Origin of the sequence: Exiguobacterium sp. s50 (assembly GCF_018618175.1) — a bacterium.
Lineage (GTDB): Bacteria > Bacillota > Bacilli > Exiguobacteriales > Exiguobacteriaceae > Exiguobacterium > Exiguobacterium chiriqhucha.
The window spans coordinates 42,513-69,322 of the sequence record NZ_JACSLP010000006.1 but is presented as its reverse complement, the minus strand read 5'-3'; the positions used below and the strand labels follow the sequence as shown (position 1 = coordinate 69,322).

General features: G+C 54.8%; 26 protein-coding genes, 1 pseudogene and 1 riboswitch. Of the genes and pseudogenes, 2 read left to right on the top strand and 25 right to left on the bottom strand.

Annotated elements, in window-relative coordinates:
• Positions 1-48: 48 nt before the first annotated feature.
• The 11 genes from rnc to KNP68_RS09805 all read right to left on the bottom strand — a co-directional run bounded on the left by rnc (position 49) and on the right by KNP68_RS09805 (position 10,225).
• The gene (gene rnc, locus KNP68_RS09855; RefSeq protein WP_021067092.1) at positions 49-828 is read right to left on the bottom strand and encodes a ribonuclease III; all 780 of its coding nucleotides are present in this window, start codon (positions 826-828) and stop codon (positions 49-51) included.
• 58 nt (positions 829-886) lie between these two features.
• On the bottom strand, positions 887-1,126 hold the full coding sequence (gene acpP / locus KNP68_RS09850) for an acyl carrier protein (RefSeq protein ID WP_021067091.1): 240 nt from the start codon (positions 1,124-1,126) through the stop codon (positions 887-889).
• Between the two features lie 59 nt (positions 1,127-1,185).
• Positions 1,186-1,926 carry a 3-oxoacyl-[acyl-carrier-protein] reductase gene (gene fabG, locus KNP68_RS09845; RefSeq protein ID WP_021067090.1) on the bottom strand — a complete coding sequence of 247 codons (741 nt, stop codon included), beginning with the start codon at positions 1,924-1,926 and terminating at the stop codon, positions 1,186-1,188.
• Entirely contained in the window at positions 1,919-2,839 is a 921-nt protein-coding gene (gene fabD, locus KNP68_RS09840; protein WP_029595712.1) for an ACP S-malonyltransferase, read from the bottom strand. Before fabD ends, fabG begins: the two co-directional genes overlap by 8 nt.
• A gap of 18 nt (positions 2,840-2,857) precedes the next feature.
• Positions 2,858-3,847, bottom strand: coding sequence for a phosphate acyltransferase PlsX (gene plsX, locus KNP68_RS09835; RefSeq protein ID WP_021067088.1), 990 nt, complete (start codon positions 3,845-3,847; stop codon positions 2,858-2,860).
• Positions 3,844-4,413, bottom strand: coding sequence for a transcription factor FapR (gene fapR, locus KNP68_RS09830; RefSeq protein WP_021067087.1), 570 nt, complete (start codon positions 4,411-4,413; stop codon positions 3,844-3,846). The genes plsX and fapR overlap by 4 nt, the downstream gene beginning before the upstream one ends.
• 92 nt (positions 4,414-4,505) lie before the next feature.
• Positions 4,506-6,536 (bottom strand): ATP-dependent DNA helicase RecG, encoded by a 2,031-nt coding sequence (recG, locus tag KNP68_RS09825; RefSeq protein ID WP_021067086.1) that lies wholly within the window; start codon positions 6,534-6,536, stop codon positions 4,506-4,508.
• Positions 6,523-7,410: an L-serine ammonia-lyase, iron-sulfur-dependent, subunit alpha gene (sdaAA, locus tag KNP68_RS09820; RefSeq protein ID WP_029595713.1), complete on the bottom strand. Its 888-nt coding sequence runs from the start codon at positions 7,408-7,410 to the stop codon at positions 6,523-6,525. The genes recG and sdaAA overlap by 14 nt, the downstream gene beginning before the upstream one ends.
• Before the next feature lie 12 nt (positions 7,411-7,422).
• Complete coding sequence (sdaAB, locus tag KNP68_RS09815; RefSeq protein WP_021067084.1) at positions 7,423-8,085, bottom strand: L-serine ammonia-lyase, iron-sulfur-dependent subunit beta; 663 nt, start codon at positions 8,083-8,085, stop codon at positions 7,423-7,425.
• A 63-nt stretch (positions 8,086-8,148) separates the two neighbouring features.
• Positions 8,149-9,840: a DAK2 domain-containing protein gene (locus KNP68_RS09810; protein WP_029595714.1), complete on the bottom strand. Its 1,692-nt coding sequence runs from the start codon at positions 9,838-9,840 to the stop codon at positions 8,149-8,151.
• Between the two features lie 22 nt (positions 9,841-9,862).
• Positions 9,863-10,225: an Asp23/Gls24 family envelope stress response protein gene (locus KNP68_RS09805; RefSeq protein ID WP_016509701.1), complete on the bottom strand. Its 363-nt coding sequence runs from the start codon at positions 10,223-10,225 to the stop codon at positions 9,863-9,865.
• Positions 10,226-10,478: 253 nt separating this feature from the next.
• On the opposite strand from KNP68_RS09805, the gene rpmB reads away from it, so the two are divergent.
• Positions 10,479-10,667, top strand: a complete 189-nt coding sequence (rpmB, locus tag KNP68_RS09800) for a 50S ribosomal protein L28 (RefSeq protein WP_015881349.1) — start codon at positions 10,479-10,481, stop codon at positions 10,665-10,667.
• Positions 10,668-10,725: 58 nt separating this feature from the next.
• Here rpmB and KNP68_RS09795 read toward each other — a convergent pair whose 3' ends face one another.
• From KNP68_RS09795 to gmk, 14 genes and pseudogenes are all read right to left on the bottom strand, one after another.
• Positions 10,726-11,313 carry a thiamine diphosphokinase gene (locus tag KNP68_RS09795; protein WP_029595715.1) on the bottom strand — a complete coding sequence of 196 codons (588 nt, stop codon included), beginning with the start codon at positions 11,311-11,313 and terminating at the stop codon, positions 10,726-10,728.
• Entirely contained in the window at positions 11,313-11,885 is a 573-nt protein-coding gene (gene thiT, locus KNP68_RS09790) for an energy-coupled thiamine transporter ThiT (RefSeq protein ID WP_021067081.1), read from the bottom strand. The genes KNP68_RS09795 and thiT overlap by 1 nt, the downstream gene beginning before the upstream one ends.
• A 76-nt stretch (positions 11,886-11,961) precedes the next feature.
• Positions 11,962-12,062: riboswitch (TPP riboswitch) on the bottom strand.
• Positions 12,063-12,081: 19 nt separating this feature from the next.
• Positions 12,082-12,738 carry a ribulose-phosphate 3-epimerase gene (rpe, locus tag KNP68_RS09785; RefSeq protein WP_029595716.1) on the bottom strand — a complete coding sequence of 219 codons (657 nt, stop codon included), beginning with the start codon at positions 12,736-12,738 and terminating at the stop codon, positions 12,082-12,084.
• Between the two features lies 1 nt (position 12,739).
• Positions 12,740-13,624: a ribosome small subunit-dependent GTPase A gene (rsgA, locus tag KNP68_RS09780; protein ID WP_021067079.1), complete on the bottom strand. Its 885-nt coding sequence runs from the start codon at positions 13,622-13,624 to the stop codon at positions 12,740-12,742.
• A gap of 44 nt (positions 13,625-13,668) precedes the next feature.
• Positions 13,669-15,612, bottom strand: a complete 1,944-nt coding sequence (gene pknB / locus KNP68_RS09775; RefSeq protein ID WP_029595717.1) for a Stk1 family PASTA domain-containing Ser/Thr kinase — start codon at positions 15,610-15,612, stop codon at positions 13,669-13,671.
• Positions 15,613-15,617: 5 nt separating this feature from the next.
• A complete protein-coding gene (locus tag KNP68_RS09770) occupies positions 15,618-16,352 on the bottom strand; it encodes a Stp1/IreP family PP2C-type Ser/Thr phosphatase (protein WP_021067077.1) in 735 nt (244 codons plus the stop codon).
• An 8-nt stretch (positions 16,353-16,360) separates the two neighbouring features.
• Positions 16,361-17,446 carry a dual-specificity RNA methyltransferase RlmN gene (gene rlmN / locus KNP68_RS09765; protein ID WP_021067076.1) on the bottom strand — a complete coding sequence of 362 codons (1,086 nt, stop codon included), beginning with the start codon at positions 17,444-17,446 and terminating at the stop codon, positions 16,361-16,363.
• A 2-nt stretch (positions 17,447-17,448) separates the two neighbouring features.
• On the bottom strand, positions 17,449-18,777 hold the full coding sequence (gene rsmB, locus KNP68_RS09760) for a 16S rRNA (cytosine(967)-C(5))-methyltransferase RsmB (protein WP_021067075.1): 1,329 nt from the start codon (positions 18,775-18,777) through the stop codon (positions 17,449-17,451).
• A gap of 1 nt (position 18,778) precedes the next feature.
• Positions 18,779-19,693: a methionyl-tRNA formyltransferase gene (fmt, locus tag KNP68_RS09755; protein ID WP_353048041.1), complete on the bottom strand. Its 915-nt coding sequence runs from the start codon at positions 19,691-19,693 to the stop codon at positions 18,779-18,781.
• Between the two features lie 45 nt (positions 19,694-19,738).
• Positions 19,739-20,164: pseudogene (def, locus tag KNP68_RS15305) on the bottom strand (peptide deformylase); the annotation flags it as partial.
• Between the two features lie 11 nt (positions 20,165-20,175).
• Positions 20,176-22,500 carry a primosomal protein N' gene (priA, locus tag KNP68_RS09750; protein ID WP_131471150.1) on the bottom strand — a complete coding sequence of 775 codons (2,325 nt, stop codon included), beginning with the start codon at positions 22,498-22,500 and terminating at the stop codon, positions 20,176-20,178.
• Entirely contained in the window at positions 22,497-23,687 is a 1,191-nt protein-coding gene (coaBC, locus tag KNP68_RS09745) for a bifunctional phosphopantothenoylcysteine decarboxylase/phosphopantothenate--cysteine ligase CoaBC (protein WP_131471149.1), read from the bottom strand. The genes priA and coaBC overlap by 4 nt, the downstream gene beginning before the upstream one ends.
• A gap of 59 nt (positions 23,688-23,746) precedes the next feature.
• On the bottom strand, positions 23,747-23,956 hold the full coding sequence (gene rpoZ, locus KNP68_RS09740; protein ID WP_021067071.1) for a DNA-directed RNA polymerase subunit omega: 210 nt from the start codon (positions 23,954-23,956) through the stop codon (positions 23,747-23,749).
• Complete coding sequence (gene gmk, locus KNP68_RS09735) at positions 23,956-24,603, bottom strand: guanylate kinase (protein ID WP_165569409.1); 648 nt, start codon at positions 24,601-24,603, stop codon at positions 23,956-23,958. The genes rpoZ and gmk overlap by 1 nt, the downstream gene beginning before the upstream one ends.
• Before the next feature lie 131 nt (positions 24,604-24,734).
• Here gmk and KNP68_RS09730 point away from each other — a divergent pair, with 131 nt between their 5' ends.
• A complete protein-coding gene (locus KNP68_RS09730; RefSeq protein ID WP_131471176.1) occupies positions 24,735-26,423 on the top strand; it encodes an Rqc2 family fibronectin-binding protein in 1,689 nt (562 codons plus the stop codon).
• Positions 26,424-26,810: the final 387 nt, after the last annotated feature.

Genomic DNA, 26,810 nt, shown 5'->3' with positions numbered 1-26,810 from the left:
GATGATACAAAAAGGAGTGGACCCGTTGAGAGGTCCACTCCTTTTGTATTAGAGGCCGGCGTATTGCCGATTGAATTCGATTAACGCTTCTTTCGCCGCAAGCTGCTCGGCTTCTTTCTTCGATCGGCCGATGCCTTCCCCGACGATGTCGTCAGACAGACGGGCGTGGGCGACGAACTCCCGGCTATGGGCCGGCCCGCGCTCTTCGATAATCGTGTACGAGACGGGCCCGAGCCCTTCGCGTTGCACGCTCTCTTGGAGCTGGCTCTTATAATCAGTCTGTTCTTCAAACACACCGGCTAAGACTTTCGGAAAAACCGCTTCGGCGAGGAACTGTTCGACTGGTTCAATCCCTTGGTCCAGATAGAGCGCACCGATGTAGGATTCGAACACATCGGCGAGTAACGCCGGACGCTTGCGACCGCCGGTCAACTCTTCGCCTTTCCCAAGCAAGATAAAATCAGAGAAAGCATAGGCTTCCGCGAAGTTGACGAGTGACGGCTCACAGACGATGGCCGCCCGCAACTTCGTTAATTCCCCCTCGGAGCGCTCCGGATACGTCTCATACAAAAACCGAGACACCGTCAACTCGAGCACCGCGTCGCCTAGAAACTCTAAGCGCTCATTGTCTTTTTTCAGACCGCGTTGTTCGTTGACGTATGAGGAGTGGGTGAACGCTTGCATCAATAAATCTTGATTCGTGAATCGAACAGATAGCCGTTCTTCAAGTGTCTTGAACTGCTCGAGAATCCGAGACCGTTCGAGCTCATTTCGTCGGCGTCGTTGCGCCGACCCTTGACGGTCAAACCGTCGCTTGTCCTTTGTCATAATTCCCTCCGTGAATAAGCACAAGCCCACCGCTCATGACGAGCGGTGGGAGGCTTGATTACAATTTAGTTTCGATGTAAGCGACAACGTCGCCGACAGTTGCAAGTTTCTCTGCATCTTCATCTTCGATTGTGATATCGAATTTGTCTTCAAGGTCCATGACCATTTCCATAACTTCGAGCGAATCCGCACCGAGGTCGTCTTTGAATGATTTGTCGGCTGTGATCTCAGATACATCTTTCCCGAGTTTCTCTGCCACTGCTGCTTGTACGTCTACTAAGATTTGTTCTGTTGTCATGATAAAATCCCTCCAAATTAAAGTATATAAAATGTGATTCGATTGGTAAAGTTCTGATTTTAAGCCATCGTCATCCCGCCGTCAACGGCGATCGTCTGACCCGTCACGTAAGCCGCTTGGTGTGAAGCGAGGAATGAGACGACGTTCGCCACGTCTTCGACTTGGCCGAAGCGGTTGAACGGGATTTGTCCGAGCGTCGCCTCACGCTGGGCGTCGGTCAAGGCATCGGTCATATCCGTCTGGATAAATCCAGGACAGACGGCGTTCACCGTGACATGGCGTCCGGCGAGTTCACGCGCGACTGATTTGGTCAGGCCGATCAGCCCGGCTTTCGCCGCCGCATAGTTGGCCTGTCCGGCGTTGCCCGTGATACCAACGACCGAGGCGATATTGATGATGCGGCCCGACTTCGATTTCAAGAGCGTCCGCGTCGCGGCTTGCGACGTCAAGAACGCACCTTTCAAGTTCGTCGACAAGACATCGTCAAAGTCAGCCTCTTTCATGCGCATGAGTAGACCGTCACGCGTGATGCCCGCATTGTTGACGAGGCAATCGATGCGGCCGAACGTGTCGACCGTCGTCTTGATGAGCGCCTTCACGTCATCCGCGTTTGAGACGTCCGCTTTGACGGCGATGGCCTCGCCCCCGTTCGCTTCAATCTCACTGACGACAGCCTTTGCTTTCTCAACACTACCCGAGTAATTCACGACGACCCGAAAGCCGTCTTCCCCTAAACGCTTCGCGATGGCGGCCCCGATCCCCCGGGACGCGCCTGTCACGATTGCTACTTGGTCATGCACGTACTTCTCCTCCTAACGCGGCCACCTCTTCGAGCGTCGTCGCCTGTTTGATCGTCACGTTCGCGTCGATTCGCTTGATGAGACCCGACAATGGCGACGTCGGACCGAATTCGATGAACGTGTCGACGCCAGCGTCGATCGCTTTGCGGACACACGCCTCGAATCGGACCGATGCGTACAGTTGCTCGGTGAGGAGTGCTTTCAATTTCTCCGGGTCGGTGTGGACCTCGGCATCGACGTTCGAGATAACCCCGATCGCCGCCGGTTTGAACGGTGACGAAGCGAGCACGTCTTTGAACCGCGTCGCGGCTGGCATCATGTACGAGCTGTGGAACGCACCAGAGACGTTGAGCGGTAAGACGCGTTTCGCGCCGGCCTGTTTCAAGTCCGTCTCGGCTTGTTTGACCGCGTCGACGTGTCCCGAGATGACGAACTGACCCGGACAGTTGTAGTTGGCGATTTGTACAAGGTTCCCGCTAGCACTGATTTTCTCCGTCACATGGAACGCCTCGTCGACATCGGTCATCCCGATGACGGCTGCCATCGCCCCATCCTTCACTTCTGACATGAGCTTACCGCGTTCGTGGACGAGCACGCTCGCCTCTTCCAAATCGATGACGCCGGCGATGACGAGTGCCGCATATTCTCCGACGCTGTGACCGATCACCATGTCTGGCGCGGCCCCTGTTTTGGCGTGAGCTTGTGCGAGTGATGCCGCATGCGCCACGATGGCCGGTTGGGCCAGTTCTGTCCGTTGAAGCTCTTCTTTTGATCCTGCCGCCATGGCGTCGAGTAAATCAAATCCGAGGCGACGGCCGATCGCGTGCAGTTGCTCAGGATTGTCGAGGAACGTTTGGCCCATGCCGACGGCTTGTGACCCTTGTCCTGGAAATACCCATGCTGTTTTCCCCATGTACTCACCTTCTTTGAATTAGTTTGTGGCTTTGGCTTGCTTGATCTTCGCGACGACGTCGTGATCGACCATGATTTTCGCCTGTTTGAGCGCGCTCATGATGGCGAGCGCATCGCTCGAACCGTGCGCTTTAATGACCGGGGCGTTGATGCCGAATAACCCGGCTCCACCGTGTTCCCGATAATCTAATGTTTGTTTCAATCGTTTCAACTTCGGTTTTAAGACGAGAGCGGCGAGCTTCGAGACGAAATCGCTCGTGAACTGCTCTTTCATCATCTTCATGAGCATCGATGACGAACCTTCGACACCTTTGAGCAAAATGTTTCCGGCGAACCCTTCGGTGACGATGACGTCCACGTCACCGGACATCGCCTCACGTGCTTCCACGTTGCCGACAAAGTGGACCGGTGCTTGTTCAAGGAGAGGGTACGCCTCTTTCGTGAGGGCGTTTCCTTTCCCAGCCTCGGTCCCGATGTTCAGTAGCGCGACGCGCGGGCGCTTGACGCCGCGGACGTGCTCAGCGTAGAGCGAGCCCATGATCGCATAGTCGACCAAGTGCTCAGGCTTAGCGTCCGGGTTGGCCCCGACGTCTAAAATGACGACACCGCTACCCGTATATGTAGGGAACGTAGGTGACAACGCGGGACGCTCGATGCCGGGAATCCGTCCGATGACGAATAGTGACGCCGCCATGAGGGCGCCGGTATTCCCAGCCGAGACGAGGGCGTCGGCCTCTCCGTCTTTGACGAGTTTGGCCGCCACGACGAGCGAGCTGTCCTTTTTACGGCGGACGGCCCGGACCGGCTCATCGTCTCCGGTGATGACTTCACTTGCCGGAACGATTTTGATTCGCGGGTCGGTCAACCCATAAGAGGCGAGTTTGACCTCATCTCCGACTAAAAACAGTTCCATCTGCTCATTCGGGAACGCGTCGGCAAACTGTTTGACGCCTTCCACGATCGCTTTCGGGGCATGATCCCCGCCCATTGCATCGATTGCTAATTTCATGCCTGTTCCTCCTCACCGCGACGATAGATCGTGAAGTCTCCGCTAAAGACACACTCTTCGCCGACATAACTATCCACTGTGACGTCCGTTCTTCCGTCCCGACGTAGTTTGATCACACGAGCCTTGGCAACGACTCGCTCTCCAAGATGGACCTGGCGACTAAACCGGATGTCCGCTTTAGTGGTCAACGCCAATTCATCATTGATGAGCGCCACCGCTAACGAGTTGGCCTGGGCGAACAATACGTGTCCCCGGGCGATCTCGTTGCGGCTAAAGACGTGTTCTCTCTCAATGTCGAGAACCGAGATGGCCGATTCATCGAGCTTCAAGTCAATCATATCACCGATGACCTCGCTCATGGCGAGCGACTTCACTTCATCGAGGTGTTCTGAGGCAACGTGCTTGATCCGTTCTCTCACTTCCGGAATCTTTAACTCCATCCGATCGAGTCGAATCGTTTGAATACTGACTGCAAACTGTTTCGACAGCTCTTCGTCTTTGATGAACGGGTTGCGATCAATCGTTTCTTGCAATAAGCGTTGCCGCTCTTTCTTAGGTACCCGCATTCAGTTCCCTCCTAAACTCTATGCTAAAGAACTTAATACCTGGTACTAATAGCAGTATATATTCTTTAGATTTTATTTTCAAGTGTTGTTTGTCATTCCAATCGTTCTCCGACGAGTAAGTCGAGTCGTTTCAAATAGTGTCGGAGCGGGGCATACGTCGCCTCGTTCCAAAACGCCTCGCTCCCGAGCAGCCGGACGGCGTCTTGCATCGCCACTTCCATCACTTTTAAATCGAGTACTGGATCAGCGACGCGGAAGCTTGGCAGACCGCTCTGGGCCGTCCCAAAGAAGTCACCGGCCCCGCGGAGTTCCAAGTCTTTCTCGGCGAGCACGAATCCGTCATTCGTCTCGGTCATCGTCTTTAAACGAAGTTTCCCGACGTCGGACTTTGGATCCCCTACCAATATACAATAAGATTGATCGGCGCCTCGACCGACACGCCCACGCAGCTGGTGCAGTTGCGCCAAGCCGAATCGTTCGGCGTCGTGGATGATGATGAGCGAGGCGTTCGGCACGTTCACCCCGACCTCGACGACCGTCGTCGAGACGAGGATTTGGAGGGCGTTGCTAGCGAAAGCCTTCATGACCTCGTCTTTCTCGGTGCTCGACAGTTTACCGTGCATGAGACCGACCGCATAATTCGGGAAGCGCTCCCGTAACATGTCGTAGAGCGCGGTCGCGCTCTCGACTTCGAGCGTGTCCGATTCCTCGATGAGCGGCGCGATGACGTACGCTTGACGTCCGAGGGCGAGCTCACGGTTCACCATCGCATGGACCCGGTCAATTTGATCGGTCTTGGCCCAATACGTCTCAATCGGCTTCCGCCCGGCCGGCATCTCATCAATCGTCGAGACGTCCATCTCCCCGAAAGCGCTGATGGCGAGCGTCCGTGGAATCGGCGTCGCTGTCATATAGAGCACGTCGGCGAGTTCCGCCTTGTCACGGAGCATTTTCCGCTGTTCGACCCCGAACCGGTGTTGCTCATCGGTGATGGCCAGATGCAGACGCGAAAACTCGACCGGCCCTTGAATCAAGGCGTGCGTCCCGACGATGATATCGACGTCGCCGTCTTTAATCGCCTGGAGCAATTCGTTCCTAGCCTTGCCTTTGACCGAACTCGTCAGTAGCCCGACGCGCATCCCGTAAGGTTCGAACAGCGCCTGCAACGAGGCGAGATGCTGTTCGGCCAAAATCTCCGTCGGGACCATGAGCGCCCCTTGATAGCCGGCGCACACCGTCGCATACAAGGCGATCGCGGCAACGACTGTCTTTCCGCTCCCGACATCCCCTTGTAACAACCGATTCATCCGTTCTGGCTTTTCTAAGTCGCCGACAATCTCCCGGATGACACGTGTCTGTGCCCCTGTCAACGGGAACGCGAGCTGTTTGACGAACTCGTTCAACCGCTGCTTGTCGAGCGTGAGCGCGCGCCCTTTCCCCGCCCGCTCCATCTTACGGAACGCCTGGAGTTTCAATTGATAGAGCAGACACTCTTCATAGACGTAACTTCGGCGTGCCTGTTTATACGTCTCGACCGAATCAGGGAAATGCATCCCTTTCAACATCGTCTCCCGGTCCTCGAGACGATAACGTTGCCGAATCGATTCGGGCAGGCGATTCTCGAACGAGGTCGTCTGTTCGAATGCGAGTTTGACGATGCGTCCGAAATTCTTTTGGGTCAGTCCGGCCCGGAGCGAATAAATCGGTTGCAACCCATCCGAGAGCTCACCGAACTCGAGGTCGGTCGCACTGATCGTCATCCGGTTCATATCCCATTTCCCTTTGACCGTCACCGTGGCGCCGAGCGCGAGCTTGTCTTTATAAAAGGCCCGGTTGAACATCGTCACGTGGACGACGTAGCGCTCCTCGAGCAACAAGCGGAATTGGAGACGGTTCTTGCCTTTACTGTAATAGCGTACGAGCGGTGCCGCCTGGACGGTGCCGCTCCATTTGACGAGGTCGCCGTGAATGGCCGTCGTCACCGTGCCGCTATTATAATTTTCATAACGAAACGGGACGTGCTCCAGCACGTCCTCGATTCGTTCGAGACCCATCGTCTCTAATTTTTTGGCCATCTCTGGCCCGACCCCTTTCAGCGTCGTCAACGCCTCACTTCTTGACATTTTCTTTCTCTCCAAAGATGTTTCGTTCGAGACGGCGTGCCGTCGGCGTATTGGCGAGACCACCACGCGCTGTCTCTTTCAACGCGGTCGGCATCATCTGGCCAATCTCATGCATCGCGGAAATGACCTCGTCGCAAGGGATGCGTGACGTGATCCCGGCGAGTGCCATATCGGCTGCAACGATGGCGTTCGCCCCGCCCATGGCGTTCCGTTTGACGCACGGCACCTCGACGAGCCCCGCCACCGGGTCACAGACGAGACCGAGCATGTTTTTCAGTGCGATTGCAAACGCCGTCGCCGATTGTTCCGGCGTCCCGCCGGCCGCTTCGACGATGGCCGCGGCGGCCATCCCGGTCGCTGAGCCGACTTCCGCCTGACAACCACCAGCCGCTCCTGAAATCGAGGCGTTGTTTGCGACGACAAAGCCGAACGCTCCTGACGTGAACAAGTAGCGGACCATCGCGTCACGGTCCATCTCCAGACGTTCTTTGACCGCAAACAACGTACCCGGTACGACGCCGGCGCTTCCGGCGGTCGGGGTCGCGCAGATGCGTCCCATCGCCGCGTTAACTTCATTCGTGCCGATCGCTTTTGCGACCGCATCTAAAATCAAGTCTCCGGCGAGCGATTTGCCGGAACGGATATAGTCGGTCATGAGCACGGCATCGTTCCCCGTGAGACCCGTCACGGACGTCACGCCTTCGAGTGCCCGGGCGACCGCTTCTTCCATCACTTCTAGATTGCGCTCCATCATGCCGACGACTTCTTCCCGCGTCGAGCGTCTGACGTGCACTTCTTGCTCGATCATCACTTCTGAAATCGGAATGCCTCGCTCTGTTGCCGTTCTGACTAATTCTTCTACTGATTTAAACATATTGGTTTCTCCTTATTCCCCAAAGATGGCTACCCGCTCGATTTGAGGTAACCGTTCAATTTCCGCTAACACGTCTTTTGACAGATGTTCATCAATCTCAATCGCCATAAGCGCTTGCTTGCCTTTCTCGTGACGACTCACTTCCATATGCCCAATATTCAACTCATGCCGGGCCAAGATGCCGGTCACGGCCGCGATCGCCCCGAAGCGATCATGGTGCAACACGACGAGTGCCGGACCACCGCCTGACAGTTTGAGCGGGAATCCGTTCAACTCGGTAATCTCGATCGTCCCGCCGCCGATTGAAATCCCGACGATTTCGAACGTTCCATCCTCGTCCTCGAGGTGGACCCGGGCCGTGTTCGGATGGTCTGTCAACGCATCGCTCGTCTCAAAGACGACCTCGATGCCGCGCTCTTTGGCGATATCGAGTGCTTGCGGGATGCGCAAATCGAACGTATCGAAGCCCATGATGCCGCCGACGATGGCGACATCGGTACCGTGCCCCCGATACGTATCGGCGAACGACCCATAAAACGTGATGTGCGCGAGCCGTGGCGTACGCCCGAACAACTTCCCAGCCATGAGGCCGATGCGTGCGGCTCCGGCCGTATGCGAACTCGAAGGACCGACCATGACCGGACCGATGATATCAAACACACTGCGATATTTCATCGCATTTCCCCCTTTCAAAAAAACCCTACCTTCATTATACAGAAGGTAGGGCTGAGTTACAGCTTATTCCACACTAAAAATGTAGGAGTAGAGCGGTTGTTTCCCGTCATGAACCTCGATTTCAATCTCGTCGTTCTTCGACTCGATATACGCCGAGAGTGCTGCGACGTCTTCCGCTGACGAACCTTCGCCCGTCAAAATCGTGATGATTTCGTCATCGGCATCCACGAGCGCGTCGACAAGCGCTTTCGCCGCTTCGAGGCTCGAAGCCGATGAGGCGACGATTTTCTTCTCGGCAATCGCCATGTGGTCGTCTTTACGAATCTCGACACCGTCGATGCTCGTATCACGAACCGCATACGTCACTTGACCAGACTTGACGGCGCTTGCCGCAGCCTTCATGACGCTCTCGTTCGTTTCCACATCCGCTTCCGGATTGAAGGCGATCGCTGCCGCGAGTCCTTGTGGCACCGTCTTCGTCGGAATGACCGAGACGCCGCAAGGTGCGACCGAGGCCGCTTGTTCAGCAGCCATGATGATGTTCGAGTTGTTCGGGAAGATGAAGACGTGATCCGCGTTGGCCGCTTCAATCGCCTTGACGATATCTTCCGTCGATGGGTTCATCGTCTGACCGCCCTCGATGACGTGGGCCGCCCCGAGTGAACGGAACAATTCGCTGACACCTTCGCCCATCGCGACCGTAACGATCGCGAACGGCGCTTTCGCCTTCGGAGCCGTCGGAGCAGCCGTTTGAACGCCGTGCTGGTTGGCGCCATGCTCTTCTTCTAAGATGGTCGAGTGCTGTTGACGCATGTTCTCGATTTTGACAGCGACGAGTTCCCCGTAACGCTGTCCTTTCGTGATGACGTCACCTGGCGTCTCGACGTGAACGTGAACTTTGAGCAACTCTTCGTCTGCGACGACGAGGAGCGAGTCACCGAGTTCAGACAATTCATTGCGGAACGCGTCCTCGTTGAACGGCGCGTCCTTCAATTTCTCGTCTTGGAACCGGACCATGATTTCCGTGCAATAGCCGAACTCGATGTCTTCCGTCGACATGAATCCTTGTGCAGCGTGGGCATGATGTTCAGCTTCAATGAGCGCATCCATGACCGGTGCATGTGGTTTCTCAAGTTCTTTGCCTTCGAGGCTAGCGAGGAACCCTTCATAAATGACGAGCAAGCCTTGGCCGCCTGAATCGACGACGCCGACTTCTTTTAAGACCGGCAATAAGTCCGGTGTCCGTTCGAGTGAAGCTTTCGCTTCGACAATCACGAGTTCCATGAACTCGTTGAAGTCGCTCGTCGACTCTGAAGCACGGAGCGCTTCGTCGGCCGCTTCACGAGCAACCGTCAAAATCGTTCCTTCAACCGGTTTCATAACCGCCTTGTATGCCGTATCGACGCCACGTTTCAACGCTTCGGCGAAATCGACTGTCGACACTTCTGTCTTGCCTTCGATTGCTTTACCGAAACCACGGAACAACTGGCTCAAAATAACGCCCGAGTTCCCACGTGCCCCCATCAAGAGACCGCGTGCAAACTTCGATGAGACGTCAGCGATATTCGCCGAGTTGAGTGCGGCCACTTCTTTCGCACCCGATGTCATCGTCAAATTCATGTTCGTCCCCGTGTCGCCGTCCGGCACCGGGAAGACGTTAAGCGAATCTACATAATCCGCATTCTGGCTCAAGTTGGCTGCACCGTTCGCGACCATGTTCGCGAACACCAATCCATCTAAACGTTTTAAACCCACACCAAATCCTCCTTCGTTCTCGTCAGTCATTCGTCAGACGAACGCCTTGTACGAATATGTTTACCGACGAAACGTTTAATCCTAAAGTTTCACCGAGCGTGTATTTTACACGGCTTTGCACGTTGTATGCGACTTCCGACACTTTCGTCCCGTAGCTTACAATGATGTGCATGTCGATATGTACGTCTTCTCCATCTTGACGTACGACCACGCCTCGGGCGTAGTTTTCACGTTTCAATAGTTCTGCGATCCCGTCTTTCAATTGAGCTTGAGACGCCATTCCCACAACGCCGAAACATTCCATCGCCGCACCGCCTGCGAGTGTCGCGACCACGTCGTTCGTGATGTCAATATTGCCATATGTTGTCTTCATTTCAATTGCCATATGGAGTAGCCTCCTTTATTCGGAATGATTCCTTCACTACATTCTACAATAAGTACCTAGTTATTAAAAGAACCTGCTCCATAAACTCGGTCAATTGTAGCCGTAACCCTCATTCATTATTAAAATCCTTTCCAGTAATGTCAAGTTTTTTTCTTGTCATCCTATGATTTTCTAGTTGCATCGTGAAAAAACCCGTGCTAATATAAACGAGTGTCTATTAGGACGAACCCACATAAAAAAGGAGGGGAAACGCATGGCACGTAAATGCTACGTAACAGGTAAATCACCTAAATCAGGTAACAACCGTTCGCACGCACTCAACAAGACAAAACGCACTTGGGGTGTAAACGTACAAAAAGTTCGTATTCTCGTTGACGGTAAACCTAAACGAGTTTGGGTTTCAGCTCGCGCTCTTAAATCAGGTCTCGTTGAACGCGTATAATTTTTATACACGAACGAAATAAATCCCAGCGGCATTCGCCGATGGGATTTTTTTGTGTTCATTTTTTGATAGACAGCACGAGCACCATACCGTCGTGCACGATCAAGTCCGCCGCTTCATCGTCCCATTCGTTCGAGATGGTGAGCGCCTCATGGCTGACGACATCGTGACGGTCGAGCGGATATTTGACGCCGCGGATGGTCACGTTCGCCTGCTTCCATGGGATGAGCGACAAATAGTGACCGTCTTGACGCGGGAGTTCATAGCGTCCCGACCCGACGAGTCGTACCGTCTGCCCTGCCGTGACGAGACGCATCTCAGGATACGCCTCGAGCAGACCGATATTGCTGAGCGTCATATCGAGCCGGCCGCCGAGCGCACCGTAGACGAGCATTTCCGTCGCGCCATGCCCCCGTGCCGCCTCGAGAGCGATCTCGAGGTCGGTCACATCTTTCTCAGATGGATAACGGACGGCGTCGATCGGCACTTCGCCCGTGAAGGAGTCGAAATCGCCGACGACGAGATCTGGGTTCAGCCCGTGGTTCAACAGTGTCTCGTACCCCCCATCGACGCCGATGATGTAATCGACGTCACGCGGGAGTCCCGAGATTGGTTCCGGGCTGGCCGCCACAATCAACACCCGCATTAGCGGACGTCCCGGGTCGCGAGCGTCGCGAAGCGCGGTGCCGAGACGAACAAGAGGACGAGGACGACGGCCGACACGAGGAAGGACGGGAGCATGTACGTCATGTTATAGGCGAACGAGTAGGCGACGACCGGACCTTCCGCGTATTCGGCGAAGAAGACGATCCCCGACAAGACGTGGGCCCCGTAACGAAGCAGTGAACCGAGGAGCGCGCCGAGCACCAAATAAACGACGAGCGTCTTTTTCGCCTCATCCTTGGCGGCTCGTTTCACTTGACCAGCGAACAGCCCCGCCATCCCGACGACACCGTAAGCGAACGTGTAGTCGAGCAGGAACTGGACCGGCGTGAAGATATAGGCCCCGAACAGCAGTTGCAGCGTTCCGACAAGTGCACCGGTCGCAAGTCCGCCTTTCAAACCGTGACGATACGCCATGACGAAAATCGGCAACATCGCCAAGCTGATTGACCCGCCTTGCGGCATCCGGAACGGGATGAGCAAATCAAAAATCAAACCGAGTGCGGCGAACAATGAGATTTCAATGAGCGCCTGTAATTTTAAACGTTGTTTCATCTATTTCCCTCCTTAAAATATGAGCGAACGACAAAAAGCAGCATGACGTAAACGCCATGCTGCTATCGAGTAGCAACGTGCATTTTCGCCACATCCCTACGTCCGTGTGAACGGAACAGGTTCAAAGGGTTAGCGTATGCCTCTCAGCCACAGAATGTGACACCCCTTGCGACAATATTTGTTGTTCTATGGACGATTATACACGAGATGCGTTGCGAATGCTATCGATTGCGTCTTTATAGCTCGGCTCGTTATAGATGGCCGAGCCGGCCACGAGCACGTCAGCACCGGCATCGATACATAATTTCGCAGTCTCCGCGTTGACGCCTCCGTCAATCTCGATTTCAAAGTCGAGACGGCGCGCTTGGCGCATCTCGTTCAACGCCGCGATTTTCGGCACGACCGATTCGATGAACTTCTGACCCCCAAAGCCAGGGTTCACCGTCATGAGAAGTACCATGTCGACGTCACCGAGCACGTGTTCAATCAATGACAGCGGCGTATGCGGGTTGAGAACGACGCCACACTTGGCTCCGGCCGCCTTAATTTGTTGAAGCACGCGATGCAAATGGTTCGTCGCTTCGACGTGGACGGTGACGATGTCCGCTCCCGCCTTGATGAAGTCTTCGACGAAGCGCTCCGGTTGGTCGATCATCAAGTGGACGTCTAACACCATGTCCGACTTCTTCCGTAAGCTCGCGAGCACCGGGAGACCGATCGAGATGTTCGGGACGAATTGACCGTCCATGACGTCAAAATGGATATAATCCGCGCCGGCCTCTTGGACCGCCTTCACTTCTGCCTCTAGGTTGGCGAAGTCCGCCGCTAAAATCGAGGGTGCAATTTTAATCATGTCAGTACCTCCGTTGTCTATCGTTTAACTCTGCCATAAACGTAACATAATTCTCATAACGGGTGGAAGCGATTTCTCCCGCCTCGACGGCCGCTTTGACGGCACAACCCGGTTCGTTCAAATGGGCACAGCCTCGGAACTTACAGTCGTCATGCCGCTCGACGAACTCAGGGAAGCACCAGCGCATCTCCTCGACTTCGAGTTCTTCTGGGAACTCGAGGCTTGAGAAACCAGGCGTGTCAGCGACGAGCCCGTCAGCGAGCGTGATGAGCGTGACGTGACGCGTCGTGTGCTTGCCTCGGCCGAGCGACTTCGAGATTTTCCCGGTCGCGAGTTCTAGTTCCGGCGCGACCGCGTTCAAGAGCGAACTCTTGCCAACTCCGGTCTGTCCGGCAAACACGCTCGTCTTCTCTTTAAACGACCCACGAATTTGTTCAATCCCCGACCCGGTCTCCGTCGACGTCTCGATGACCTCATAGCCGATTGACCGATATAAGGCCGCTGCCGCTTGAATCGTTTCGAGTTCCGACTCCGTCAACAAGTCCATTTTCGTTAAGACAATAATCGGATGGACTTGCTTCGATTCGATTAAGACGAGGAAACGGTCGAGCAGATGGAACGAGAACGCCGGTTCCTTGACCGAGAACAGCAAGAACGCTTGATCGATGTTAGCGATCGGCGGGCGGACGAGATGGTTCGACCGCTCATCGACGGCCAAGATATAGCCTGTGCCGTCCCCTTGGTCTTGAATATCGACATCGTCGCCGACGACCGGCGAGATGTTCCGGTTGCGGAAATTGCCGCGGGCGCGACAACGGATCTCTTGTTTCTCTTCCGTCATGACATCATAAAACCCGCCTTGTAATCGAATAATCGTACCTTTCATCCTATGACCTCCTTAGAAAAAGAGGCGACGCGCGCGCCACCTCTTCATTGTGAATCTTTTGCTTGTGCGTACGTCACCGTATCCGTCCGGACGACTTCCCCGTCGACTTCGATCGTCGCGGTTCCGACTTCGTCCGGTGCAATGACGAGCGTATACGAGTAAGTCGTCGTCTCCGTTATCTTATCACGCAACACTTCGACTTCGCCACGGGCGTCTACCGTCCGAATGACGACCTCGAGTGCCACAGGTTCTTCGCCTTCAGCAGGCGGATCGATTTCGACGTTGACTTCCCGTTCAATCGAGACGTCGGTCGGTTCGACCCCTTGCGACACGATGACGGTCAATTCCGTCCCCGGGTCGACGGCTGTTCCAGCCGTCGGTAACTGACGAATGATTTGGTTGGCGGGCACGCTCGTTGAATACTCGTCTCGTTTGACGATTTTCAAGCTATTCTGTTCGGCGTACGTCGTCGCTTCCTCAAACGTATACCCGGCTAAATTGGCGAGTTCGACTTTATTGCTACCGGTCGAGACGACGAGCGTCACCGTCTCTTCAGACGGGACGACCTCGTTGTCCGGAGCAATCGACTGGGAGATGACATCGCCGCTGTCGACCGTCTCCGACGCCTCGGATTGAATTTCGATATCCGCAAAGTCGAGGTCTTTGAGCGTCCGCTCGGCCGCCGACTGAGACAATCCTTCGACGTCCGGCATCGCGACCGTCTCTTTCCCGGCCGACACGACAATCGTCACGGTCGTTCCGCGTTTCGGTTTCCGACCGGCTTGCGGTGTCTGCGAAATGACGTCGCCAGCGGCGATGTTATCGCTCGCCCGCTCTGTCGCTTCGACGACAAAACCGGCTGTTTCGAGTTCGGTCGTCGCTTCGTCGTTCGTCATCCCGACGACGTCTGGCACGACGGCACGGGACATCTCATCGGCGATGACATATGCCCCGATTCCGCCGCCAATCAACAAGAAGAGGAGTAGGAGCCAAAGCCACCACTTCTTCTTCCGTTTCGGCTTCGGGTTCGCTGTCTCAGGTTCGGTCGGTGCGACCGGTTGTTCCGGTGTCTCTTTGACGTTCGGTTCGTCCGGGACGACCGGTGACATGACGAGCGTCTGATCGAATGCGTCCTGTTCCGTACTGAGGCGTTTCGGTTCGTTCGCACGTTCCGGGTCGAGCGCCGTCATGCAATCCTTCTTAAAGGCGGCGACCGATGTGTGACGGGCGCCCGGTGATTTCGCCAGCGCCTGCATGATGCAGTTCTCAAGCGCTTGCGGGATGTTCGGGTTCAAATCCATCGGTCGAATCGGGTCGTCTTGCAAATGTTGAAGTGCGACGGCGACTGGCGTCTCCCCGATGAACGGAACGCGTCCGGTCACGAGTTCATACAGGACGGCACCGAGTGAATAAATATCTGACTTCTCATCGGCGAACTTTCCGCGCGCCTGTTCTGGAGAAAAGTAATGGACCGAGCCGAGCACTGACATCGTATGGGTCAGCGTCGCGTTCGACATGGCCACCGCAATCCCAAAGTCCGTCACTTTGACGTTGCCGCTCTGATCGATCATCATGTTTTGCGGTTTGATGTCCCGATGAATGATTCGATTCGCATGGGCATGGTCGATGGCATCACAAATCTGTCCCATGATGCGAAGCGCCTCGTCGACAGATATGTACTCTTCTTGCAAATATTGTTTGAGCGTCATCCCATCGACGTGTTCCATGACGATGTAATAGATGTCACGCTCGTCTCCGACGTCGTAGATGGCGACGATATTCGGATGGTTCAGACTAGTCGCCGCGTGGGCTTCCCGTTCGAACCGGCGTATAAATTGTTCGTTATGCGAGAATTCAGATCGCAACACCTTGATGGCGACGGTTCGGTTTAAAATCTCATCGTGAGCCCGGTAGACATTTGCCATGCCGCCGCTGCCGATTTGCTGTTCGATCCGATAACGATCGTTGATTCGTTCTCCACTTCGCATCGGATTCATCCTCTCTTTCTATCTGTGAACTGGACGAGGGCAACGGTGATGTTGTCACTCCCACCCAAACGGTTGGCTTGATCGATCAATTGATCCGCCTTGACGTCCGCCGAGACGGGACGTTTCAAGACTTGCTTGATTTCCTCATCAGTCAAATGAGTCGTCAAGCCGTCCGTACAGATTAAAATCGTGTCAAACTCGGGTTCGGCAAACACTTGCAGATCAGGTTCGACATGCTCATTCGAGCCGATTGAACGGGTGATAATGTTACGTTTCGGATGGACGCGCATCTCTTCCTCGGTCAATTCGCCGAGTTGTTTCAACACGTTCACGTAGGAATGATCTTCCGTCAATTGCTGCAGCTTATCATCTCTCAAGGCATATACACGACTATCCCCGACGTGGACGATGACGATCGTCTCGTCGTGCCAACAGACACCGGCAATCGTCGTCCCCATCATGAGGAGGTTGGCTTGTTTCGAGAAATCGAGCACTTGATCATTGGCCAGTTCCACGTTTTGGCGGAACCAATTCTCCATCTCCATCGGCGAGGCCGGAAGCGTCGAGAAGGCACGGCGAAACTGCTCGATGACGAGCTGACTCGCGACCTCCCCGGCTTCATGTCCCCCCATCCCGTCGGCCACGAGAGCAATTCCGGCATGTTCGTCCCCTAAAATCAAGACGGCATCCTCGTTCTGTGCTCTCACTTGGCCTCGGTCGGTTCGGTATGCTAATTCCATCTTCGTGATTACCTCGTTTCTTGTTCGCGCTCCTTCGCTCGAAGCTGCCCACAAGCCGCATCGATATCCGAACCTTGTTCGCGACGAATCGTCACGTTCACTTTTCGATCTTTGAGCACTTTTTCAAAGGCAAAAATTTGTTTACGTGGTGTGCGGACGTAATCGCGCTCGAGCACGTGGTTGACTGGAATCAAGTTGACGTGGCATTTAACGCCTTTCAACAAGTCAGCGAGTTGATGCGCGTGTTCTTCCGTGTCGTTAACCCCGCCGAATAAACCGTATTCGAACGTGATGCGGCGACCGCTCTTCTCTGTATAGTAGTTGACGGCTTCCATCAACTTGTCCAAGTTGTAAGCACGGTTGATCGGCATAAGGCGTGTCCGAATCTCCGTCGTCGGTGCGTGAAGCGAGATTGCGAAGTTGATGCGCATGCCTTCATCGGCAAACTTGTAAATCTTCGGTACGATCCCACTCGTCGACACGGTGATGTGACGTGAACCGATGTTCAAGCCGTCATCGTGGTTGACCGTGCGCAAGAAGCGCATCAATTCGTCGTAGTTATCGAACGGTTCGCCGATTCCCATGACGACGACCGAGTCGACCCGCTCTTCGCTCGCGTCGAGCGCGCGCTGGACGTCGAGGACTTGGGCCGTGATTTCACCGGCCTCTAAGTTACGTTTCAAACCACCGAGCGTCGAAGCACAGAACGTGCAACCGATGCGGCAGCCGACTTGCGTCGTGACACAGACCGAGTTTCCGTACTCATGGCGCATGAGTACCGTCTCGATAGAATAACCGTCTTGAAGCTCGAACAAGAACTTGATTGTCCCGTCCTTTGATTCTTGACGGACGAGTTCTTTCAATGTCGTCAATTGGAACGCCGCGTCTAATTTCTCGCGGAGCGGTTTCGAGACGTTCGTCATATCGTCGAACGATGTCACACGCTTGACGTACATCCAGTCATATAACTGTTTCGCGCGGAACGATTTTTCTCCTGCCTCAATCAGCCATTGTTCGAGCTCTGAGTACGTGAGGGAATAGAGTGACGGCTTGGCACCGACTAATGGATTTTTTTCAACTGCTTTTGGATTCATGTTTATACCTCTTTCTTGAATGCGGCGATATAGAAACCGTCCGTCCCGAACGACGTCGGGAGTAATTTGAGTTCAGCGCGGTCCGATGACATCATCGGGTGCAATACTTGTGGAAGACGGTCTTGGAGTGTCTCATCCCACGTCAATCCGTTCGACAAAATGTAATCTGCCTGCTGTTCATTCTCAGTAGGGTCGATGGTACATGTCGAGTACACTAGCGTACCACCTCGTTTAAGCAGTGGCAAGACGGCGTCAATGATTTCACGTTGGACTTTCGGCAGTCCGGCGAGGGCGGACTTGTCTTTCGTCCATTTGATATCGGGCTTGCGACGGATGACACCGAGTCCCGAGCATGGGACGTCGAGTAAAATCCGGTCGAAGCTCTCCGGTTCAAATTTATCCCCGGCCTGGCGGGCATCGAGGGCAAGTGCGGTCACTCCATCGATATGCAGACGCTTCGCTTGACGTTCAATCAACTTCGCTTTATGCGGATGCAAGTCGAGGGCGACGAGCGTTCCACCGTCCATGCGTTCTGCCGTATGCATCGCTTTTCCACCTGGTGCGGCACACGCATCGAGGACGCGTTCCATTTTCCCGGCTTGAAGCGCATCGGCGACGATCATCGAGCTCTCATCTTGAATCGACAACAAGCCCATATCGATGAACGCTGTCGAGTGAACGTTTCCGGATTCGATGATGAGTCCGTCCGCTGACAGCTCCGAGCGTGTCGCGACGACATCGACTTCGGCGAGCCGTTCAATCATCTCTTCGACCGTGACGCGCTGGCGGTTGACCCGAACCGTGACCGGAGCCGGCTCATTGTTTAATTTACACATCGCCTCGGTCGCTTCGACACCGTACGTTTCCACCCATTCGGCGACGAGCCAATCGGGATGGCTATGTTCGATGGCAATCCGTTCAGCGTCCGGAAGCGTGCTCAAATCCGGGAACCCGTCCCGAATGACGTTGCGCAACACGCCGTTGACGAACTTACCGGTACCCGAATGGCCCCGTTTTTTCGCAATCTCTACCGCTTCGTGCAAGACGGCCCGATCCGGAATCTTGTCGAGGTAAAACAGTTGATAGACACTCATCCGTAAGAGCGGCAAGACGAAACGGTCCAATTTTTTCGGGTTTTGAACCCGCTTCTCTAAAATATAATCGAGCGTCCGTTTCCGGCCGAGCGTCCCATAGACGAGCTCTGTGTATAGGCCGACATCTTTCGTCGCCAATTTCTTCTGTTTCAATAAATCGTTGACCGCAATCGTCGAATAGGCGCCGCCTTGTTCGATTTTGATTAGCGTATCCAGTGCTGCAACTCGTACGTTCATATTATCCTCCTAGTCGATCGCCGACTTGTAACTTTTGGCCGGCCCCACGCATAAATGTGGCCCCGTCCATTCGTTTTTTACCAGATGGTTGCAAGTCGACCACTTTAATGGCGACCGCGTCGCCTGTCGCGACGACAAATCCATCCTCTTCAAGTCGTACAATCGTTCCCGGTTCACCCGTCCCTGTCGTTTTCGACCCGAAGAACAGTTTGACCCGTTCCCCGGCAATCGTCGTATACGCCGTCGGGAACGGATTCATCCCTCTGATGTGGTTATAAATATCTGCACCGGCACGGGTCCAGTCAATCTGTTCCCGCTCTCGGCTAATGTTCGGTGCGAACGTGACGTCACGCTCGTCTTGCGGTACGGCTTCAATCCAACCAGCGAGGAAGGCAGGAAGCGTCTTGAGCAACAAGTCTGATCCTGCGACCGCGAGCTTGTCGAACAACGTACCGACCGTGTCCAATTCTTCAATCGGGACGACCGTGTTGGCAATCATGTCGCCAGCATCGAGCTTATCGACCATATACATGATGGTGACACCCGTCTCTTTGTCCCCATCGAGGATGGCTTGATGAATCGGCGCGCCACCTCGATATTTCGGCAACAGCGAGGCATGGACGTTGATGGCGCCATGTTTTGGTGCTTCTAACAGTTCGGTCGGGACGATTTGTCCGTACGCCGCCGTCACAATCAAGTCCGGTTCGAGTGCCAAGATATCCGCGAAATCGGTCCGCACCTTTTCAGGCTGTAACACCGGGATATTGTGGCGCAGGGCACACTCTTTCACCGGCGTCGGTTTCAGTTCGCGTTTACGGCCGACCGGTTTGTCCGGTTGCGAGACGACACCTACGACATTGTATCCTTCTTCGAGCAAGCGCTCAAGTACGGATACGGCAAACGTCGGCGTCCCCATGAAGACGATACGCTGATCCGTCCCTTTGTCCGGCACGGCGAGCTTGTCCGTGAACAATACTCCGTCCAAATGGTCGATCTCATGTTGAATCGCCCGAGCGAAGAATCCGCTCGCCTTCACTTGTTGGGTGCGGCCTTTCAAATCCTGCGTCTTGACGACGATCGTCTCATGCCGTTCGACGAAACCGAACTCACCCGGGATACTCAAGCAGCCTTCAAGACCGATCTCGGTCCCGGACGTCTCGATGATTTCCGGATTGATCAACACGAGCGGTCCCGTCTCATCATCCGTATGGACGACAGCGAGCCGTTGATTCAAATTGACCTGTGGGGCGGCCACGCCGACCCCATCATATTCATACATCGTGTCGAACAGTCGATCGACCGTCTGACGCAATTTTTTATCAAACTTTGTCACCGGATCACACGTGACCCGTAAAATCTCATTTGGAATCTCTACTACTTTATACATCTGGTTCCACCTCACATGAATACGTATGGGTTTACGTCGATACTCAATTGATATTCTTTTTTGCTAATCGCCTTTGCCCGTGCCTGTTGCAGCGTGGCGAGGACCGGATATAACGCTTCCGGATGTTTCGTCTTGATGAACAACTGATAGCGGAACAAGTTCTTCAGTTTCGACAACGGTGCCGGCATCGGCCCGTTCAGTCGCGACTGGGCCACGTGCGCCTCGACGAAATCGGCGGCGAACAGCTCGGCCTCGGCTTGGGCGACGAGCGGACTTTCCGCCGCGAACGTGACGAGCGTGACGTACCAATATGGGGGATGATTACCGACTTGGCGCAGTTGCATCTCCCGGGCGTAAAACGATTCATAATCATGTTCACTCGCCGTCTCGATGACATAATGGTCCGGGTTGTACGTCTGAACGTACGCCTCACCCGGCAGACTACCGCGTCCGGCCCGACCGGCGACTTGGGTCACGAGTTGGAACGTACGCTCGGTCGCCCGGAAATCGGGCATGCCGAGCGTCGCATCCGCCGCGAGCACGCCGACGAGCGTGACGTTCGGGAAATCGAGCCCTTTGGCGATCATCTGGGTACCGAGCAAAATGTCGGCCTCCCCATCCTCAAAGCGTTTCAATAGTTGTTCGTGCGACCCTTTGCGTGACGTCGTGTCTTGGTCCATCCGAATGATCCGCGCCTCAGGGATGCGATTCAACAGCTCGGTCTCGATCTTTTGCGTCCCGGTGCCGAACTGTTTGATTTTCTTGCTGTCACACGACGGGCACTTCGACGGCATACCGATCTCATAGCCGCAGTAGTGGCATTTGAGCCGGTCGCCGTGTTGGTGATACGTCAAGTTGACGGCGCAGTGCGGACAGGTAAGCCCTTCCCCACAGTCGCGACACATGACGAACGTCGTGAAACCACGACGGTTGAGCAAGATGACACACTGTTCTTTTTTCGCGATGCGGTCGTTGATGGCGACAAATAAATCTTCTGAAAACATCGTCGTGTTGCCTTTGGCGAGCTCACGCCGCATGTCGATAATATGGACAGGCGGCATCTCGCCACCGTACCGTTCGCTCAGTTGCAAATAGCGATAGACGCCTTTTTGGGCGCGGGCGTAAGACTCGAGTGACGGGGTCGCACTTCCGAGGACGACCGGGCACTCGTGGTACTCGGCCCGCCAAATCGCGACGTCACGCGCGTGATAGCGCGGGTTCTCTTCTTGCTTGTACGTCGTCTCATGCTCTTCGTCCAAGATGATGAGGCCGATGTTTTCGAGCGGTGCGAAAATCGCCGAGCGTGCCCCGACGACGACATCGACTTCACGTCGTTTGATTTTGCGCCACTCGTCATATTTCTCTCCTTGTGACAAGGCGCTATGGAGCACGGCGACCCGGTCTCCGAAGCGACGTTTGAATCGTTTGACCATCATCGGCGTGAGCGAGATTTCCGGGACGAGCAAAATCGCCTGCTTGCCGTCATCGACGACTTGACCGATCGCTTCTAAATAGACCTCGGTCTTCCCACTGCCGGTGACACCGTGCAAGAGTAACGTCTCCCCGGCTTCCGCATCGCGGATGGCATGGACAGCCGTGGCTTGACTTTCATTCAGTTCGACCGTCTCGATGACCTGTTCAATCGTGGCGTACGGGTCGCGGTTCAGTTCGACCTCGGTCACTTTGACGGCACGGAGCGACTCCATCTTTTGCAGTTGTGCGCGCGACAAGCCAATTTGACGTAACGACGACCAATACATCCGCGGGACGTCCTTTAGCAACTGAATCGCTTCTTGTTGTTTCTTCGCCCGGGCCGGGATGAGCGTCGCATCGATGAGTTCGATGACGAGGTCCGTCTTCACCGTCCGTTTCTCTTTTAACACCGGCGCGAGCAAGATGTCCCCTTTTTTGGCGAGCGCCAAGATGATGGACTGCGTCTCTTTCGGATACTCCGAAAGATGGGTGCCGGCTCGAACGCCGTCCGGGAGCGTCTCGCCTTTAATCTCTTTGTCGTAACTCACTTTCAGCGCTGCCGGCAACATGGCGAGGAGTGCCGACGACCGGAAACAGAGCGTCGTCTCTTTCACATGGGTCGATAAGTCGAGCAACTCGTCCGTCAGTGATGATTCTTCATCTAATAGGGCTTCGAGCGGTTTCAACCCTTCGCGCGTCCCTTCTGAGACACCGGTGACGATTCCGAGCAGGCGTCGTGAGCCGAACGGGACCGAGACACGCATGCCCGGTTCGATTAACGTCTCGAACTGGGGCGGCACTTCATAATCGAACGGACGGTCGATCGTGATGACGGGCGCATCGACATGGACGTGGGCGATCATCGCAAATCTTCCTTAAAATGTGTGAGCAACTCGACAGCGAGTTCACGTTTGCTCTGTCGCGGTAAGCGGACATGAGCCCCGTCCGCCCGAAACAACGTGACTTCGTTGTCATCGGCGCGGAAGCCGATATCTGGCTGGGACACATCGTTGGCGACGAGATAGTCAACCCGTTTACGGGCGATTTTATCGCGGGCGTGTTGCTCGAGATTCTCCGTCTCGGCCGCAAAACCGACGAGGAGCTGATGCGTCTTCTTCTCCCCGAGCGTCTTCAAGATATCGGTCGTCTCTTCGAGTTCGATCGTCAACGGGCCGTGCACTTTTTTATGTTTCTCGCTATGGACCGTCTTCGGGCGATAGTCGGCGACGGCGGCCGATTTGATGACGAGGTCTTGGTCATCGAAACGCGCGAGCACCGTCTCGAGCATATCCGTGCCTGATTCGACGGCGATGGCGGTCACGCCGTCCGGTACGGGTACTTGCAGCGGTCCGTGGACGAGCGTGACGTATGCGCCCATATCGCGGGCAGCCGCGGCGAGCGCGACGCCCATCTTGCCAGAGGAGTCGTTCGATAAAAAGCGGACCGGGTCGATGCGTTCGACCGTCGGACCGGCCGTGATTAGCACGCGTTTCCCGAGCAGATGTTTCGGGACGAACTGGCTCTCGACGATACGGACGAGGTCTTCCGGTTCCGGAAGGCGTCCGCCACCGATCCACCCGCACGCGAGATTGCCGACGCCCGGTTCGATGATTTGATAGCCGAACGTTTTGAGCGTCTCGATATTGCGGCGCGTGGCCGGATGTTCGAGCATATTGACGTTCATCGCCGGTGAGACGATGACGGGACATTTGGCCGCTAAAATCGAGGTCGTGATGAAGTCATCGGCAATACCGGCTGCGAGTTTCGCAATCATGTTCGCCGTGGCGGGTGCAACGACGATCAAGTCACTCGTATCGACGACGTCGATGTGGGCGATTTTGGTCGGATCGTGTTCCTCGAACACGTCGGTGTATACCGGATTTCGGCTGAGCGCCTGAAACGTCGCTTTGCCGACGAATTCTTCGGCTGACGCGGTCATCGCCACTCGAACGTTCGCACCGGCCTGGACGAGTTTCGACGTGAGCGCGCACGCCTTATACGCCGCGATACCGCCGCTCACACAAAGCAAGATATTCCGATCGTTCAACATTCACAATTCTCCCCCTTATAGACAATGAGACCCAAGTCGTATCCGACTTGGGTCACACTTCATCCGTTGTTTTTTTCGTTCGTGATGATTGTCGTGTCACCCGAATACAATTCTTCAAGCGCTTGACCGACCGGCTTATACGATTTTGGCGCGGCGATTTTTGTTGCTTTTCCGTCCTGGATTTGGCGGGCCCGCTTCGCGGCCACCGTGACGATTGTGTATTTCGACGGGATGATACGTTGTAAGGCATCAATCGAAGGGTATAACATTAAATGACCTCCATCATGGCTTTTTTATAGAGAGACGCGACACGTTCACGTTTACAATGTTCGGCCGTCACGATCGCTTTGATAAGATCGATCGCTTTATCCACTTCATCATTCGTAACGACGTAATCGTATGCATCCATCAATTCAATTTCTTCCCGGGCGACGAGCAAGCGTTGCTTGATCACGTCTTCCGATTCCGTGCCTCGACCGACTAAGCGGTTACGTAGTTCTTGCAGGCTTGGCGGAGCCAAGAATAAAAAGACCGCTTCCGGGAAACGCTCTTTCACTTGGAAAGCGCCCTGGACTTCAATCTCGAGGATGACGTCCTTCCCGCTTTCGAGTGTCTCACGAACCCATTCAACCGGTGTCCCATAATAGTTGCCGACAAATTCAGCGTGCTCGAGCAATTGTTTATGCTCGATCATGTGTTCAAATTGTTCTCTCGTCTTAAAGAAGTAGTGTACGCCTTCCACTTCTCCTTCGCGCGGTTTGCGGGTCGTCGCCGAGACCGAATATTGAAGGTTGTTGTCCTTCTCTTCACGGAGTACTCGACAAACGGTACCTTTCCCGACGCCGCTCGGGCCAGACAAGACGATTAATAATCCTCGTTCTTTAAAATTCACTGCAAGACCTCCATCTTCTAACATCACATTTAATTATAATAGCAGTCAATCAATTGTTCCGGCAAGAAGAAGTTCGGATTTCCTACTTCATCGTACCATATTTTCCGTGAATCTGATAACGTAGAGACAGAAAAAGAACAAAGGTGATGAGACTAGTGGCATATGATGGATTAATGACATATCGTGTTGTAACAGAATTACAAGCGCTCGTCGGGGGGCGCATCAATCGCGTGCACCAACCGTATTCGCTCGATTTGATGATTCAAGTCCGCTCGAACCGCCAAAGCGTCCAATTGCTCGTTTCGGCGAATGCGATGTACGCACGGCTCCAACTGACCGACAACCCGACCAAGAACCCGCAAGAACCGCCGATGTTTTGTATGATGCTCCGAAAACACATCGAAGGCGGCTTCATCACGGCAATCGAACAAGTCGGACGTGACCGTGTCATCGTCCTGTCGATCCGTTCACGAAACGAGCTCGGCGACGAAGAGAATAAGAAAGTGTATATCGAACTGATGGGGCGTCACTCGAACGTCGTCTTGACGAACGAGGACGGCAAGATTTTAGACGCCATCAAACATCTTCCGCCGTCACAAAACACATACCGGACAATCATGCCGGGCAGCGAGTACTTACTGCCACCGGCCCAAGACAAGTGTGATCCGTTGACGGAGCGTGAAGCCGGTGTGAAACGTATCGACTGGAACGCCGGCTCGCTCGACAAGCAGCTCGTGGCCAGTTTCGCCGGGCTCAGCCCGCAAATCGCCCAAGAGATCGTCCACCGGGCCAAACTCCCGAACCGGGCCAGCATCGAGGAGTCGTTCGTCAGCGTGATGAGCGACCTCGAAGGCCCTTACGTCTTCCAACAGCTCGCGTCGGGCAAAGAGCGCTTCAGTCCGATCGTGCTCACGTCCGGTGAGATCACTTCTGAAGAGCGCTATGAGACGAGCAAAGACGTGCTCGACCGTTTCTTTTATGAGAAAGCGAACCGCGACCGTGTCAAACAACAAGCCCACGATGTCGAGCGTCTGCTCAAGTCCGAGCTTGAGAAAAACCTGTTGAAACGTAAGCGACTGCTTGACGATTTGAAGGCGACGGAACGGTCCGACGAACTTCAGAAATACGGGGAGCTGTTGACAACGTACTTGTTCCAGCTCGAGAAAGGCATGACCGTCGCCCACGTCGTCGATTATTACGACGAGGAAGGCGGCATGATCGACATCCCGCTCAACAAGCTCAAGACACCGAACGAGAACGCACAAGCGTACTACAAGAAATACAACAAGTTGAAAGTCGCCAAAGTCGAAGTACAGAAACAAATCGAATTGAACGACGCCGAAATTGAGTATTTAGAGACGCTCGTCGCCCAGCTCGACGTCGCCTCACCGGCCGACATCGTCGAGATTCGAGAAGAGTTGGCCGAAGGCGGCTACATGAAGCAACGGAATCAAAAGAAGAAACAGACGAAGAAAATTTCGCTCGAGGCGTATACGTCGTCGACGGGGACAGAGTTCTTCGTCGGGAAGAACAATACGCAAAACGATCATTTGACGTTCAAGTTCGCCCGTCGCGACGAGATTTGGCTTCATGTGAAAGATATTCCCGGATCCCACGTCATCATCCGTTCGGGCGAACCTGACGAGACGACGTTGCTCGAGGCGGCGACCGTCGCCGCTTATTTCTCGAAGGCCCGTGCCTCGAGCGGTGTGCCGGTCGATTACACGAAAGCACGTTACGTGAAAAAGCCGAGCGGTGCCAAGCCTGGATTCGTCATATATACGGACCAGCAGACGGTGTACGTCACGCCGGATGAGCGGCTCGTCAAATCACTCCAGCAATGAGTTCTGGCCACGTCACATGACGTGGCTTTTTCTTGTTAGCCCATGGTCACTCGTCCTCTCGGCGCCTACGCTTTCCGCAGGCAACCCCGGAGCCGCATCGCGACTCAATGTCGCTGCTGGGTCTCCGTTGGGTTGCTTTCCTGCAGGAGTCGGGACGCCGGCGGACGAACGAAAGGATTGGTACACGTCTGATCGACAGGCGAGCAGACACATGCCAAGGCCGGCACCCGAACTCCTAGGGGATAGCGATGCAAGGATGACCCTGTAAAGTGCGGCACGCACTGCGGAGGCATCCGCATCGCCCCAGGAACGGAGGGTGTCGCCAAAGGCATGTGTAAATATGACATCTTCACTTACATTGACAACAAATAAAGGCCCCGTCGCTAA

Coding starts and splice junctions, on each gene's coding strand:
- fapR (WP_021067087.1), bottom strand. CDS start 4,413: ATGCGGGTACCTAAGAAAGAGCGGCAACGCTTATTGCAAGAAACGATT.
- KNP68_RS09795 (WP_029595715.1), bottom strand. CDS start 11,313: ATGCGGGTGTTGATTGTGGCGGCCAGCCCGGAACCAATCTCGGGACTC.
- pknB (WP_029595717.1), bottom strand. CDS start 15,612: ATGCGAAGTGGAGAACGAATCAACGATCGTTATCGGATCGAACAGCAA.
- rlmN (WP_021067076.1), bottom strand. CDS start 17,446: ATGAATCCAAAAGCAGTTGAAAAAAATCCATTAGTCGGTGCCAAGCCG.
- rnc (WP_021067092.1), bottom strand. CDS start 828: ATGACAAAGGACAAGCGACGGTTTGACCGTCAAGGGTCGGCGCAACGA.
- priA (WP_131471150.1), bottom strand. CDS start 22,500: ATGATCGCCCACGTCCATGTCGATGCGCCCGTCATCACGATCGACCGT.
- fabD (WP_029595712.1), bottom strand. CDS start 2,839: ATGGGGAAAACAGCATGGGTATTTCCAGGACAAGGGTCACAAGCCGTC.
- KNP68_RS09770 (WP_021067077.1), bottom strand. CDS start 16,352: ATGGAATTAGCATACCGAACCGACCGAGGCCAAGTGAGAGCACAGAAC.
- plsX (WP_021067088.1), bottom strand. CDS start 3,847: ATGAAATTAGCAATCGATGCAATGGGCGGGGATCATGCCCCGAAAGCG.
- thiT (WP_021067081.1), bottom strand. CDS start 11,885: ATGAAACAACGTTTAAAATTACAGGCGCTCATTGAAATCTCATTGTTC.
- rsgA (WP_021067079.1), bottom strand. CDS start 13,624: ATGAAAGGTACGATTATTCGATTACAAGGCGGGTTTTATGATGTCATG.
- fmt (WP_353048041.1), bottom strand. CDS start 19,693: ATGGGGACGCCGACGTTTGCCGTATCCGTACTTGAGCGCTTGCTCGAA.
- sdaAB (WP_021067084.1), bottom strand. CDS start 8,085: ATGAAATATCGCAGTGTGTTTGATATCATCGGTCCGGTCATGGTCGGT.
- recG (WP_021067086.1), bottom strand. CDS start 6,536: ATGTCAAGAAGTGAGGCGTTGACGACGCTGAAAGGGGTCGGGCCAGAG.
- gmk (WP_165569409.1), bottom strand. CDS start 24,603: ATGTTAGAAGATGGAGGTCTTGCAGTGAATTTTAAAGAACGAGGATTA.
- rpe (WP_029595716.1), bottom strand. CDS start 12,738: ATGATTAAAATTGCACCCTCGATTTTAGCGGCGGACTTCGCCAACCTA.
- sdaAA (WP_029595713.1), bottom strand. CDS start 7,410: ATGTTTAAATCAGTAGAAGAATTAGTCAGAACGGCAACAGAGCGAGGC.
- rpmB (WP_015881349.1), top strand. CDS start 10,479: ATGGCACGTAAATGCTACGTAACAGGTAAATCACCTAAATCAGGTAAC.
- acpP (WP_021067091.1), bottom strand. CDS start 1,126: ATGACAACAGAACAAATCTTAGTAGACGTACAAGCAGCAGTGGCAGAG.
- KNP68_RS09805 (WP_016509701.1), bottom strand. CDS start 10,225: ATGGCAATTGAAATGAAGACAACATATGGCAATATTGACATCACGAAC.
- rsmB (WP_021067075.1), bottom strand. CDS start 18,777: ATGAACGTACGAGTTGCAGCACTGGATACGCTAATCAAAATCGAACAA.
- rpoZ (WP_021067071.1), bottom strand. CDS start 23,956: ATGTTATACCCTTCGATTGATGCCTTACAACGTATCATCCCGTCGAAA.
- coaBC (WP_131471149.1), bottom strand. CDS start 23,687: ATGTTGAACGATCGGAATATCTTGCTTTGTGTGAGCGGCGGTATCGCG.